Source organism: Micromonospora chokoriensis (genome assembly GCF_000718555.1).
Classification (GTDB): Bacteria; Actinomycetota; Actinomycetes; order Mycobacteriales; family Micromonosporaceae; genus Micromonospora; species Micromonospora chokoriensis_B.
This window is the reverse complement of the sequence record NZ_JOAN01000031.1, coordinates 1-12,066: the sequence shown is the minus strand read 5'-3', so window position 1 is coordinate 12,066 and position 12,066 is coordinate 1. Positions and strand designations below refer to the sequence as shown.

Below are 12,066 nucleotides of genomic sequence, written 5' to 3'. Positions count from 1 at the left end.
CAAGACCACCCCACCACCCCGCCGCCGACTAATCCCCACCCCACCCCCGCCCCGGTGATCATGAAGTTGTTGCCCACCGGATCGGCGTGTCGTGGCAACAACTTCATGATCAACCGCAGGGGACCCCGGGGGGGTCAGGGGGCTGGGAGGGTGGTGGTCCAGAGGGAGGCGCCGTCGCGGTCACGCAGGTGCACCGTTAGGGCTTCCGACCGGCCATCGATGCTGACCTCACCGAAGTGTTGGAAGCCTCCCGCCGGGCCGGTGTTCGCCACCGGCGGGGCGTGCACGAACGCGGCCTGCGGGCCGAAGGTGCCGTCCAGCGCGTTCGGGCCGAACGCACCGGCGTGCGCCGGGCCGGAGACGAACTCCCAGAACGGGGTGAAGTCGCCGACCGCCGCGCGGGACGGGTCGTAGTGGTGCGCGGCGCTGTAGTGCACGTCGGCGGTGAGGAAGACCATGCCGGTCACCCCGGCGCGGTGGGTGGCCCGCAGCACCTCGGCGAACTCCAACTCACGCCCGGCCGGCGCACCCGGGTCGCCCTGCGCGACACCCTCCTGCGCGCCCGGACCGTCCGGCACCACCACGCCGATCGGCAGGTCGTTGGCGATCACCTTCCAGGTCGCCGTGGACCGCTTCAGCTCCCGGATCAGCCACTCCCGCTGCTCCCGGCCGAGCAGGCCGCGCTTCGGGTCGGCGTACGTGTTGCCGTCGTTCGGGTCCTTGTGGGTCCGCATGTCGAGCACGAACACGTCCAGCAGCGGCCCGTGCGAGATCCGGCGGTAGAGCGGCCCGTCGTCCGGCACCGGCAGCCACTCGCCGAACGCCTGCCGCGCGCGGGCGGCGAGCACGTCCACCCGCCGCTCGGTGTAGCGCGGGTCGTCCAGGATCTCCCCCGGGTACCAGTTGTTGAGCACCTCGTGGTCGTCCCACTGGTTGATCTGCGGGACCGCCGCGTTGAACGCCCGCAGGTGCTCGTCGATCAGGTTGTACGCGTACTGCCCCCGGTACTCGGTCAGCGTCTCGGCCACCTTGCTCTTCTCCGGCGTCACCACGTTGCGCCAGATCCGCCCGTCCGGCAGGGTCACCGACTCGACCAACGGGCCGTCGGCGTACACCGTGTCGCCACTGCACAGGTAGAAGTCGGGCCGGGTCTCCCGCATCGCCCGGAAGATCGACATGCCACCGAAGTTCGGGTCGATTCCCCAGCCCTGCCCGACGATGTCACCGGTCCAGACGAACTTCACGTCGCTGCGCCGATGCCGACCCGGTGCGGTGGTCAGCGTTCCGGTCAGCGGCTCGCTGACCACCCCGTGCCGCTCCAGGCTCTCCACCCGCACCCGGTAGTGCAGCCGCTCGGCGTCCGGCAGCCCCCGCAGCCGGACCTTGCCGGTGAAGTCACCGTTCGGGGTGAGCACCGGGCCGCGCAGCGTGCGCGCGCCACGGAAGTCCGGCCGACGGCTCACCTCGACAAGCATCCGGCCCGGCCGGTCGGCCCGGGTCCAGACCAGCGCCGAGTCCGCGGTCACGTCGCCGCTCTGCACACCGTGGGTGAGCACCGGGCGCGCGGCCGGGCGCCAGGCCGCAGCGGCGTTCGCGCCGGCACCGCCCAGCAGGGCGCCGCCGGCGGCTCCGGCACCGACCACCAGGCCGGCCCGCAGCAGGGTACGTCGATCAAGCTCGGTCATGCTTCCTCCCGATCATGGGTTGACCCCGTGGGTCTATCGGGCGGAGGTGACCGCGAGCGGCGGTCTGGATGACACGAGCAGGAACGTCGGTTGTCTGGACGGAATGGCGGAGTGCGTCCCGCGCGGCTTGACCACGCTGACGCGCTCGCGCAAACTTCGCCGGTGCGTTCGCTTCGGTACGACGAATTTCAGGCCATGCGCCGATTCCCCGCGTTGGACGGGCTGCGGGCCGTGGCCGCCGTCATCGTCATCGCATTCCACTACGGCGGCCCGTCCTGGAAATGGCTGAGCGGCTGGAGCGGCGTACACCTGTTCTTCGTACTCTCCGGCTTCCTGATCACGACGCTGCTGCTGCGCGAGGAGCACCGCTACGGCAAGGTCTCGCTGCGCGCGTTCTACCTGCGGCGGTTCTTCCGGATCATGCCGGTCTACCTGCTGGTGCTCTTCCTGTACTGGGGGCTGGCCCGGATCAACGGCAACCCCGAGCCGGTCGAGCAGAGAATGAAGTACTACCTGCTCTTCCTCAACGAGAACCTGACGGGGAACGCACCGTTCCTGCATTCCTGGACGATCGGCATCGAGCAGAAGTTCTACCTGTTCTGGCCGGCCATCGCCTTCGTGGCGGTCGCCGCCGTCTTCCGCCGCCGCCTGATGGTCACGCTCTGCCTGCTCGTGCTCTTCATCGCGATGATTCCGCCGGACATCGCCTGGCTGAGTTGGCCGATCCACTACGTGGCGATCCTGCTCGGCTGCCTGACCGCGATCGTCATGCATCACCCCCGCGGCTTCGCCCTGGTCCGGCCGCTGACCCACCCGGTGACCGCCACCGTCGTCATCCTGGGGTTCGGCGTGGTCCAGGCGTGCGCGCAGTTCTGGCCCACCCGCTTCGGGCAGGAGTCGTTGATCGGCTGCTACGCCCTGGCGGCGACGGTGCTCCTGCCGGCCCTGCTCTCCCGCAGCGTGCTCGCCCGCGGGCTGGGGTTGCGGCCGCTGGTCTTCGTCGGCGAACGGTCGTACTCGTTGTATCTGATCCAGTCGATCGCGTCGCGGGTGGCGGGCGGGCTGGTGCCCGCGCTCGGGCATCGCAGCACCGGCTTCTTCGTGGCGACGACGGTGGTGGCGCTGCTCGCCGCGGACCTGATGTACCGCTGGGTCGAGCTACCCATGATCGAGGTGGGCCGTCGGCTGGCCGCCCGGGTGAGCCGGCCGGCCCCGCGCGACGGCGATGGCACGACGCCCACCCCGCCCGCCCCGGTCGCCGAGGACGTCCAGATCCCCCGTCCCCGCGAGGTGCTGGAGGACGTCGCCCCGGCGGCGCGCGGCTGACCACGCCCCTGCATTCTGGTCCGCCCTCGCTGACATGAGCGGGGTCACAGCCACGGTTGTCACGAACCACCCCGGCCGACCCGTCGTGACGGTGTCGGACCGATCAGGAGGTAGTCGTGCAACGGATGAACCCGGCCGAGGTCGCACCACAGGCGTACAAGGCCGTCATGGGGTTGGAGAAGTACGTTCAGACGAACGTCGACCACACCGTGCTGGAGCTGGTGAAGCTGCGGGCGTCGATGATCAACGGGTGCGCGTACTGCGTGGACCTGCACAGCCGCGACGCGCTCGCCGACGGTGAGTCGAGCCGGCGACTGTTCGCGGTCGCCACCTGGCGGGAGGCGCCCTTCTTCGACGAGCGGGAGCGGACCGCGCTGGCCCTCACCGACGCGGTCACCCGGCTCGGTGAGCACGGGGTGCCGGACGACGTGTGGGACGACGCCGCGAAGGTCTGGTCAGAGAAGGAACTGGCCGACCTCGTCCTCGCGATCGCCACAATCAACGTGTGGAATCGGATCGGGGTGACGATGCGGCTGGAGCCCCCGGCCCAGGTGTGACCACCGAGGCAGCAGAGGCGGCCGGTGCGCTCGAAGCGCACCGGCCGATGCTGCTTGGGCTCGCGTACCGCCTGCTCGGCAGCCGGCACGACGCGGAGGACGTGCTCCAGGAGGCGTACCTGCGCTGGCTGGGGGTGGACCGCGCACGGGTCGACGAGCCGCGCCGGTACCTGTCCCGAGTGGTCACCCGGTTGGCCCTGGACCGGCTGCGCGCTCGGCAGGCGGCCCGCGAGACGTACGTCGGGACGTGGCTGCCCGAGCCGGTGCCGACCGTGCCCTCGCCGTTCGGGCCGTTGGACCGGGTGGAGCTACGCGACTCGCTCTCCACCGCGTTACTGCACGTCCTGGAACGACTCACCCCACCGGAGCGGGCGGTGTACGTCCTGCACACGGCCTTCGACCTGCCGTACGCGGAGATCGCCGAGATCCTGGGCCGGTCCGCCGCCGACTGCCGGCAGCTGTACCACCGGGCAGCCACGCGGGTACGGCAGGAGCAGCGTCGGTTCACCGCCAGTCGCCCGGAGCGGGAGCGGCTGCTGAACGCATTCCTCGCCGCCGCCCGCGACGGTGACCTGAGGACGCTCACCGACCTGGTGGCCGCCGACGCCACCGCCTGGAACGACGGGGGCGGTCGGGTGCGGGCCGCCCTGAACCCGGTAACCGGCGCGGACCGGATCGCCCGGTTCTACGCCGGGATCTACGGCCCGCGCCACCGGATGACAGTGCACCCGGTCGAGCTCAACGGCGAACCTGCGGTGCTGATCACCCGCGCGGACGGCAGTCGGTACACGCTGACCATCGCTGCGGCCGACGGCCGGATCACCGGGATCTACGTAGTCGGCAACCCGACGAAGGTGCCGGCGATCGGCTGACCCCGGCCGATGTGGGTCAGCCCAGCTCGGGGAACCAGAGCGCGATCTCGCGCTTGGCGCTGTCCGTCGAGTCGGAGGCGTGCACCAGGTTCTCCCGGTTGGACAGCGACAGGTCGCCCCGAATGGTGCCGGCGGCGGCCTTGCGACCGTCGGTCGCGCCGACGAGCCCGCGGACCACGTCGATGACCTGGTCGCCGGAGAGCACCAGGGCGACCAGCGGGCCGCTGGTCATGAAGTCCTTCAGCGGCGGGTAGAACGCCTTGTCGACGTGCTCGGCGTAGTGCTCGTCGGCGAGCGCGGCGTCCATCGTCCGGTGCGCCATCGCGTCGATCCGCAGCCCCTTGCGCTCGAAGCGGGAGAGGACCTCGCCGACCAGGCCGCGGCGGACCGCGTCGGGCTTGATCAGAACGAGGCTGCGCTCATCCGGGCTGTTGCTGGACACGCTGGGTTCCTCCTGTACGCGCTGAACGCTTGGGATCGGTACGGTCAGCCTAGCGACCCGGTCCCGGCGCCGGCGCGGCGGCCGGTCTTTCCCCCGGTGGCCGATCCGGCCTAGCCTGGGCCTGACCCTCGGGAGGTCCACTGTGTCGAATGGCGGGAACCGACCCATCGCGCCGGTACGCAAGCTGATCGGCACGGTGCTGGGCACCGTGGCCACGTTCGTCGTCCTGTTCGGGCTGGGCATGACCAGTTGGGCCATCGTGGCTCTCGGGGTCGCCCTGCTGGTGCTGGCGATCGCGCTGGCGACCGTACGCGGCGGTGGTCGCACGTGGGTGGTCGGTGTCGGGCACGTGCACAGCGCCTCCGAACCACCCACCCAGTACGCGTTCGGCCGCTGCGAACTGCAGCTGGTGATCGACGCGCCCGGTCTGCCGCCGCGATCCAAGAAGATCATCGAGCCGCGGGTGCCGGTCTCCAAGTGGCCGTCGCTGGGCCAGACCCTGCCGATCCGGGTCGCGTTGGACGACCAGCGGCACGTCAAGGTCCTCTGGGACGAGGTGCTGACCCACGCCGAGACCGCCGCCGCCGTCGCCGACCTTCCGCCGGAGTTCGCCGACGCGGAGGCGATGGACGAGCTGCTGATCCAGCAGGACGCTCCCCCGTGGGCCGACCGCGCGCCGGACGACGACTTCCGGGACGACTTCCGCGACCCGGTCGGTGACCCGTTCCGGGATCCGCTCGGCGACCCGCTGCGCACCGACCCGGTACGCGACGACCTCCGGCGCGACGACCCGGGCGTCATACCGGAGGAGCGCGAGCCCGTGGTGATGCACCAGAGCCCGGGTGGCCCGGTGGTGTTGGAGGGCGTCCTCGTCGAGCAGCAGGCCGGTGGGCTGCCCCGCCGGGCCACCCCGGCGCCGCGTCCGCCCGCCGAGGAACGCTTCGACGAGCCCGCCGCCGATCGGTTCGACCTGCCGGAGACTGTCCCCTCCGACGACTCCGTCGACCCGCTCAGCGCGCAGCGCGCCGACCCACCGCCCGCGCAGCGGTCCGGCCGCGGCGCGGCCGACCCGCTGGACCCACTCGACCTTCCGCTTGACGATCCCGCTTCGGCCGGGGCGGCACACGAGACCGTGACCGACGAGGAGCTGAACCAGGCGATCTTCGGGTTCGACGCCGGCTCGGCCTCGGATCCGGCCGGGCCGATCAGCGGGGTGGGCCTCACCCTGCTCGTCACCGACCTGCCCCGATCGCTCAGCTTCTACCGCGACATGCTCGGCTTCAGCGAGGTCGACCAGGGCGCGCACAACGCCGTCCTCGCCTCCGGGGCGACCCGGATCGTCCTGCGCGAGGTGACCGGGGCGGCGCCCATCAGCCGCCGGTTGGTACACGTCAACCTTGAGGTGAACGACATCGAAGCCGCATACGAGCGGTTGCGCGAGTCGGGCGTCCGCTTCACGTACGCGCCCCGGGTGGTCAACCGGGGCACCAAGCTGGAGGGGTGGGCGGCGGCCTTCCGCGACCCGGACGGCCACGGTGTAGCGCTCACCCAGTGGCGCGAACGCGCTGACGCCTGACTGCCGCTGACCGGCTCGGACGTCAGCCGAGGATGACGCGGCGGACGTGCAACGCGTACGCCCAGACCAGGGCGAAGATGATGCCCAGCCCGAGCAGCGACCAGTGCAACAGACCACCCAGCAACAGCAGGCCCTGAAGCACGGTGCCAGCGTTCCAGGCCCAGGGGCGGCGCATCATGCCGGCGAGCACGACGGCGGCCACCGCCAGCGCCACCACGGCACCGATCGCGACGCCGCCGAGGTCACCGCCGACCACCCGGATCGGCTGGATCGCCAGCAGCAGCACCAGCGCCTCCAGGCTGAGCGTGCCAGCACCGAGGCCGCGTACCGCCCGCTCCGGGTTGCGCAACCCGGAGCGCCGCGGCTGCCCGTCCGTGGGCTCCTCCCCCACCGGCTGCTCGACCGGCGAGCCGGTCGGATCCTCGATGGCGTGCGGATCCCGCTCCGGGCTGGTCATCGCTTCAACAGCCGGCGTGCGTCGGCGACCGTCACCACTGAGCCGGTGACCAGCACCCCGACCCCGCTGAGCTCACCGGGGACGTCCTCCTCGGCCAGCGCCACCGCCAGCTCGATGGCGTCCGGCATCTCCTCGGCCGAGTCCACCCGCTCCTCGCCGAAGATCTCGGCGGCCAGCGCGGCGAGTTCCTCCGTCGGCATCGCCCGTGGCGAGCTGTTGCGGGTGACCACGACATGGTCGACCACCGGCTCCAGCAACTCCAGCAGGGCCTCCGCGTCCTTGTCGGCCAGCACACCGACCACCGCCACCAACTTGCTGAACGCGAACTCCTCCTGGAGCGCGGTGACGGTGGCCTTCATGCCGTGCGGGTTGTGCGCCCCGTCCAGCAGAACAGTCGGGGCGTTGCGGACCCGCTCCAGCCGACCCGGGGAGCTGGCCGACGCGAAGCCCTCCCGGACCGCCTCGATGTCGAGCTGACGTCGAGCCCCGGCACCCAGGAACGCCTCCACGGCGGCGAGCGCCACGGCGGCGTTCTGCGCCTGGTGGGCGCCGTGCAGCGGAATGAACACGTCGTCGTACACGCCACCCAGGCCCTGCAGGCTGAGCACCTGACCGCCGACCGCGACCGCCCGACTCAGCACGCCGAACTCGGCGCCCTCCCGGGCGAGGGTGGCCCCGACCTCGGCGCAGCGTTCGAGGAGAGGGCCTGCGGCCTCCTCCTCCTGCGCCGCGGCGATCACGGTGGCGCCCGGGTGGATGATGCCGGCCTTGGCCAACGCGATGTCCTGCAGCGTGTCGCCGAGCCACTCGGTGTGGTCCAGCCCGATCGGGGTGATCACACAGACCCCGGCCTGGATGACGTTAGTGGCGTCCTCGGCACCGCCGAGGCCGACCTCGACCACCGCGATGTCGACCGGCGCGTCGGCGAACGTGGCGAACGCCAGCGCGGTGGTCATGTCGAAGTACGTCAGCGGCTCGTCCGACCGCGCGTCGACCAACTCGGCCAGCGGTGCGATCTCCCGGTACACCGAAGTGAACCGCTCCTCGCTGACCGGCTCCCCGTCCAGGCTGATCCGCTCCCGGACGCTCTCCAGGTGCGGGCTGGTGTAGCGCCCGGTGTGCAGCCCGTGCGCCCGCAACAGCGAGTCGATCATCCGCGCGGTGGACGTCTTGCCGTTGGTACCGGTCAGATGGATCGAGGGGTACGCCCGCTGCGGGCTGCCGAGCAGGTCGAGTAGGGACTCGATCCGGTCCAGCTCGAAGACCATGCGGGTGAAACCACGGGCGTTCAGCTCCGCCTCGACGGCGGCGAATTCGGTACGGTCGGTCACGAGGACAGTGTCTCCAGAGCAGCGTCGATCCGGACCAGGTCGGCCTCGGCGGTGGCGAGCCGGTCGCGGATCTTCGCGACCACCGGCTCGGGGGCCTTGCCGATGAAGGCAGGGTTGTCGAGCTTCGCCCGGGCCTGCGCGACCTCCTTCTCGGCGGCGGCACGGTCCTTCGTGAGCCGGGCCCGTTCGGCGGCCAGGTCGATCGACCCCCGGGTGTCCAACGCGACACCGACCGCGCCGGGCATGGCCAGCGTGGCGCTGGCCTGGAAGTCGTCCCCGGCCGGGTCCAGCCGGACCAGCGAACGGATCAGCGGCTCGTGGGCGGCGATTCCCGCCCCGGACAGCCCGTCCAGGCGGGCCGCCACCCGCTGCGTCGGGCGCAGCCCCTGGTCGGAACGGAACCGGCGGATCTCGGTGACCACCCGCTGCACACCGACCAGCTCGGCCTCGGCGGCGTCGTCGATAAGCGACCGGTCAGCAACCGGCCAGGCAGCGCCCTGCACCGTCTCGCCGCCGGTCAGCGCCACCCACAGCTCCTCGGTGACGAACGGAATGACCGGGTGCAGCAGCCGCAGCAGCTGATCGAGCACATGCCCGAGCACCCGACGGCTGACCTCCGCAGGCTCACCGCCCTCGGCGAGCACCGGCTTGTTCAGCTCGACGTACCAGTCGCAGACGTCGTCCCAGGCGAAGTGGTACAGCAGGTCACACACCTTGGCGAACTCGTACGCCTCGAACTGCTCGTCGACCTCGGCGGTGACGTGCGCCAGCCGGGACAGGATCCACCTGTCGACGGTGGAGAGCTGCTCGGTGGGCGGCAGGTCGCCCGTGGTGTGCGCGCCGTTCATCAGGGCGAACCGGGTGGCGTTCCAGAGCTTGTTGCAGAAGTTACGCGAGCCCTGGCACCACTCCTCGCTGACCGGGACGTCCTGGCCGGGGTTCGCGCCCCGCGCCAGGGTGAACCGGGTGGCGTCGGCGCCGTAGCGGTCGATCCAGTCCAGCGGGTCGACCACGTTGCCGAACGACTTCGACATCTTCTTGCCGAACTGGTCGCGCACCATGCCGTGCAACGCGACCACGTCGAAGGGCGGCCGGCCGTCCATCGCGTAGAGGCCGAACATCATCATCCGGGCGACCCAGAAGAACAGGATGTCGTACCCGGTGACCAGGACGCTGGTCGGGTAGAACTTCGCCAGGTCCGGGGTCTGCTCGGGCCAGCCGAGGGTGGAGAACGGCCACAGACCGCTGGAGAACCAGGTGTCCAGGACGTCCTCGTCCTGGTGCCAGCCCTCGCCGGTCGGCGGCGCCTCGTCGGGGCCGACGCAGACGATCTCACCCGCCGGGCCGTACCAGACCGGGATGCGGTGCCCCCACCACAGCTGGCGGGAGATGCACCAGTCGTGCATGTTGTCGACCCACGCGAAGTAGCGCTTCGACAACTCGGCCGGCTCGATGCGGACCCGACCGTCGCGAACCGCGTCCCCGGCGGCCTGGGCCAGCGGTGCGGTGTTGACGAACCACTGCAGCGACAGCCGCGGCTCGACGGTGGTCTTGCAGCGCGAGCAGTGCCCGACCGCGTGCACGTACGGGCGCTTCTCGGCGACGATCCGGCCCTGCTCCCGCAGCGCGGCCACGATCGCGGGCCGGGCCTCGAACCGGTCCAACCCCTCGAACGGGCCGGGCACGGTGATCACACCGCGTTCGTCCATCACGGTCAGCGCCGGCAGGTCGTGCCGCTGGCCGATCTCGAAGTCATTCGGGTCGTGGGCGGGCGTCACCTTGACCATGCCGGTGCCGAAGGACGGGTCGACGTGCGCGTCGGCGACGATCGGGATCCGGCGGCCAGTCAACGGCAGCTCGACCTCGGTGCCGATCAGGTGCTGGTAACGCTCGTCGTCCGGGTGCACCGCCACAGCGGTGTCGCCGAGCATCGTCTCGGCTCGGGTGGTGGCCACCACGACCTCGTCGCTGTAGCGGATCGAGATCAACTCACCGTCGTCGTCGGTGTGCTCGACCTCGATGTCGGAGAGCGCCGTGAGGCAGCGCGGACACCAGTTGATGATCCGGTTGGCCCGGTAGATGAGGCCGTCGTCGAACAGCTTCTTGAAGATCGTCTGGACGGCCCGGGTCAGCCCCTCGTCCATGGTGAAGCGCTCACGGTCCCAGTCGACGGAGTCGCCGAGGCGGCGCATCTGGCCCAGGATGGCGCCACCGGACTCGGCCTTCCACTGCCAGACCCGCTCGACGAACTTCTCCCGGCCGAGATCGTGCCGGGAAAGACCCTCGGCGGCGAGCTGACGCTCGACCAGGTTCTGGGTGGCGATGCCGGCGTGGTCCATGCCAGGCAGCCACAGCGCCTCGAAACCCTGCATCCGCTTACGCCGGGTCAGGGCGTCCATCAGCGTGTGCTCGAACGCGTGGCCCATGTGCAGCGAGCCGGTGACGTTCGGCGGCGGGATGACGATGGTGAACGGGGGCTTGTCGCTGTCCGCGGAGGCCCGGAAGTGCCCAGCGGCTACCCACTGCTCGTACCGTCGCTGCTCTACCTCACCGGGCTGGTACTGGCCGGCAAGGGTCGGGGCGTCGGGGCGTTGGGCATCCAGTCTCTCGGTCACCGGACAAGTCTACGGAGGGCTTCCGCAGACCTGACGTGCGCCACCTGCCGTTCGCGTACGGTGTCGGCTATGTCCGACGCACATCTCACCGAGCGGTCGCTCGACGGCGGTCGCGAGCCGGTGGAGCTGACCGAAGAGCCGATCCAGCTGAGCACCCGGGACTCCGGAGGCGACCCCGACGAGCGGTCCGGCGGCTGGTCCCGCCGTCGCAAGATCGGTTGGACGGTCGCGCTGGTGGTCGGCCTCGCCGGTGCCGGGGTGCTCGGTGTCGGCGGGTGGCAGGTGGCACAGCAGAAGGACACCCAGCTGACCTCGCCCGATCAGGTGGCGGGTCTGACCCGGGACGACAGCGAACGGGCGAAGAGCACAGCCGACTACCTGCGCAGCGGCCTGGCCGCGAACATCGAGCTGGACCGCAGCTTCGGCACGGTCTACCGCGACCCGGCCGACGACAAGCGCTCCGTCCTCATCTTCGGCGGCACCACCCTGCTCTGGCAGCCGGAACGCGACCTGGACAGCCTCTTCCGCCTGATGTCGGACGAGACCGGCGCGGTGAACGGTCTGCGCGAAGCGTCCCCGGGTGACCTCGGCGGGGTGCTGAAGTGTGGCAGCACGAGCGGTGAGGGCGGTGACTTCGCGGTGTGCGGCTGGGCCGACCACGGCAGCGTGGTCATGGCGATGTTCCCGGGTCGCTCGCCGGACGACGCCGGCGGTCTGCTGCGTAACCTCCGCGACGGCATGCAGACCCGAAACTGATCGCGCACCGCCTAGCCCGGACCGCCTGGCCGGAACGCCCGGCTCTTTCACCTCGTCGGCGGGGCAGTCTCAACCGAAGGCGTGTCTCGGCCTGCCCTCTATTGCAGGGATCAGCGTGATGTCTGTGAGTCATCACGATGACTCACAGACATCACGCTCAACGGAATATCCGGCCCCGGCTCAGCTCGCCCGCGCCGCCGAAGCGGCCCGTCCGGACCGCCTGCCGGCGAGATCACGCAACATCCTGGTTGTAGTGGTGGTGTCAGCCCGCAGGTGAGGCCACTACAACCAGGAACAAACGGGAACGCAGAATAGGCCACCCCCGGGTGGGGGTGGCCTATTCTGAAAATTTGTCCGGCGGCGTCCTACTCTCCCACACCCTCACGAGTGCAGTACCATCGGCGCTGGAGGGCTTAGCTTCCGGGTTCGGAATGTAACCGGGCGTTTCC

General features: G+C 70.7%; 10 protein-coding genes and 1 rRNA gene. 5 read left to right on the top strand and 6 right to left on the bottom strand.

What is annotated here, in order from left to right:
• Window positions 1-134 precede the first annotated feature (134 nt).
• On the bottom strand, window positions 135-1,685 hold the full coding sequence (locus IF46_RS0129790; protein ID WP_030491729.1) for an alkaline phosphatase D family protein: 1,551 nt from the start codon (window positions 1,683-1,685) through the stop codon (window positions 135-137).
• A gap of 162 nt (window positions 1,686-1,847) precedes the next feature.
• On the opposite strand from IF46_RS0129790, the gene IF46_RS0129785 reads away from it, so the two are divergent.
• From IF46_RS0129785 to sigJ, 3 genes are all read left to right on the top strand, one after another.
• Entirely contained in the window at window positions 1,848-3,011 is a 1,164-nt protein-coding gene (locus tag IF46_RS0129785; RefSeq protein ID WP_157563658.1) for an acyltransferase family protein, read from the top strand.
• 125 nt (window positions 3,012-3,136) lie between these two features.
• The gene (locus IF46_RS0129780; RefSeq protein ID WP_420063605.1) at window positions 3,137-3,568 is read left to right on the top strand and encodes a carboxymuconolactone decarboxylase family protein; all 432 of its coding nucleotides are present in this window, start codon (window positions 3,137-3,139) and stop codon (window positions 3,566-3,568) included.
• Window positions 3,565-4,440, top strand: coding sequence for an RNA polymerase sigma factor SigJ (sigJ, locus tag IF46_RS0129775; protein ID WP_030491726.1), 876 nt, complete (start codon window positions 3,565-3,567; stop codon window positions 4,438-4,440). The genes IF46_RS0129780 and sigJ overlap by 4 nt, the downstream gene beginning before the upstream one ends.
• A gap of 16 nt (window positions 4,441-4,456) precedes the next feature.
• Here sigJ and ndk read toward each other — a convergent pair whose 3' ends face one another.
• Window positions 4,457-4,882 (bottom strand): nucleoside-diphosphate kinase, encoded by a 426-nt coding sequence (gene ndk / locus IF46_RS0129770; protein WP_030491725.1) that lies wholly within the window; start codon window positions 4,880-4,882, stop codon window positions 4,457-4,459.
• A gap of 142 nt (window positions 4,883-5,024) precedes the next feature.
• Between ndk and IF46_RS0129765 the strand changes: the two genes are divergently transcribed.
• Window positions 5,025-6,458 carry a VOC family protein gene (locus IF46_RS0129765; protein ID WP_030491724.1) on the top strand — a complete coding sequence of 478 codons (1,434 nt, stop codon included), beginning with the start codon at window positions 5,025-5,027 and terminating at the stop codon, window positions 6,456-6,458.
• Window positions 6,459-6,480: 22 nt separating this feature from the next.
• Here the strand turns inward: IF46_RS0129765 and IF46_RS0129760 are convergent, their stop codons facing one another.
• Genes IF46_RS0129760 through IF46_RS0129750 form a run of 3 tightly spaced genes read right to left on the bottom strand, consistent with a single transcriptional unit; the run spans window position 6,481 to window position 10,861 of the window.
• The gene (locus tag IF46_RS0129760) at window positions 6,481-6,915 is read right to left on the bottom strand and encodes a DUF4233 domain-containing protein (protein ID WP_030491723.1); all 435 of its coding nucleotides are present in this window, start codon (window positions 6,913-6,915) and stop codon (window positions 6,481-6,483) included.
• Window positions 6,912-8,246, bottom strand: coding sequence for a bifunctional folylpolyglutamate synthase/dihydrofolate synthase (locus tag IF46_RS0129755; RefSeq protein WP_030491722.1), 1,335 nt, complete (start codon window positions 8,244-8,246; stop codon window positions 6,912-6,914). Before IF46_RS0129755 ends, IF46_RS0129760 begins: the two co-directional genes overlap by 4 nt.
• On the bottom strand, window positions 8,243-10,861 hold the full coding sequence (locus tag IF46_RS0129750) for a valine--tRNA ligase (RefSeq protein ID WP_030491721.1): 2,619 nt from the start codon (window positions 10,859-10,861) through the stop codon (window positions 8,243-8,245). The genes IF46_RS0129755 and IF46_RS0129750 overlap by 4 nt, the downstream gene beginning before the upstream one ends.
• Window positions 10,862-10,930: 69 nt before the next feature.
• On the opposite strand from IF46_RS0129750, the gene IF46_RS0129745 reads away from it, so the two are divergent.
• On the top strand, window positions 10,931-11,617 hold the full coding sequence (locus IF46_RS0129745; protein ID WP_030491720.1) for a hypothetical protein: 687 nt from the start codon (window positions 10,931-10,933) through the stop codon (window positions 11,615-11,617).
• 352 nt (window positions 11,618-11,969) lie between these two features.
• On the opposite strand, the gene rrf is transcribed toward IF46_RS0129745, so the two are convergent.
• Window positions 11,970-12,066 (bottom strand): 5S ribosomal RNA (rrf, locus tag IF46_RS33490); the annotation flags it as partial.

Bases quoted from the DNA above. Each gene is read 5' to 3' on its own strand.
- IF46_RS0129790 (WP_030491729.1), bottom strand. From the start codon at position 1,685: ATGACCGAGCTTGATCGACGTACCCTGCTGCGGGCCGGCCTGGTGGTC.
- IF46_RS0129780 (WP_420063605.1), top strand. From the start codon at position 3,137: ATGAACCCGGCCGAGGTCGCACCACAGGCGTACAAGGCCGTCATGGGG.
- IF46_RS0129760 (WP_030491723.1), bottom strand. From the start codon at position 6,915: ATGACCAGCCCGGAGCGGGATCCGCACGCCATCGAGGATCCGACCGGC.
- IF46_RS0129745 (WP_030491720.1), top strand. From the start codon at position 10,931: ATGTCCGACGCACATCTCACCGAGCGGTCGCTCGACGGCGGTCGCGAG.